Raw genomic sequence first — 475 nt, forward strand, 5'->3', positions numbered from 1 at the left:
AACTGAGCTAATGGCTCATAAAATGGCTGGGGATATAGGATTCGAACCTATGAGTGACGGAGTCAAAGTCCGTTGCCTTACCGCTTGGCTAATCCCCAATAAAGACTCATATGGTGGAGGCTAACGGGATCGAACCGCTGACCCTCTGCTTGTAAGGCAGATGCTCTCCCAGCTGAGCTAAGCCTCCATATGTAACAATCCTTTAAAGAAAATGGTGACCCGTAGGGGATTCGAACCCCTGTTACCTCCGTGAAAGGGAGGTGTCTTAACCCCTTGACCAACGGGCCTTACTCGTGGAGCTCTCAACCGGGATCGAACCGGTGACCTCATCCTTACCATGGATGCACTCTACCTACTGAGCTATGAGAGCTAATGGCTCCCCGAACAGGACTCGAACCTGTGACAACTCGATTAACAGTCGAGTGCTCTACCAACTGAGCTATCAGGGAACATTGCTTGGCGGCTTCCTACTCTC

General features: G+C 50.9%; 5 tRNA genes. All 5 read right to left on the minus strand.

The features are described from left to right. Window positions 1-23: 23 nt before the first annotated feature. Window positions 24-98 (minus strand) — tRNA-Gln (locus DMN77_RS23550). Between the two features lie 13 nt (window positions 99-111). Continuing rightward, a tRNA-Val gene (locus tag DMN77_RS23555) sits at window positions 112-187 on the minus strand. Window positions 188-212: 25 nt separating this feature from the next. Next, window positions 213-287 (minus strand) — tRNA-Glu (locus tag DMN77_RS23560). A 7-nt stretch (window positions 288-294) separates the two neighbouring features. Further along, a tRNA-Thr gene (locus DMN77_RS23565) sits at window positions 295-370 on the minus strand. Window positions 371-373: 3 nt separating this feature from the next. Next, window positions 374-449 (minus strand) — tRNA-Asn (locus DMN77_RS23570). Window positions 450-475: the final 26 nt, after the last annotated feature.

It is taken from the genome of Paenibacillus sp. 79R4 (assembly GCF_013393165.1).
Lineage (GTDB): Bacteria > Bacillota > Bacilli > Paenibacillales > Paenibacillaceae > Fontibacillus.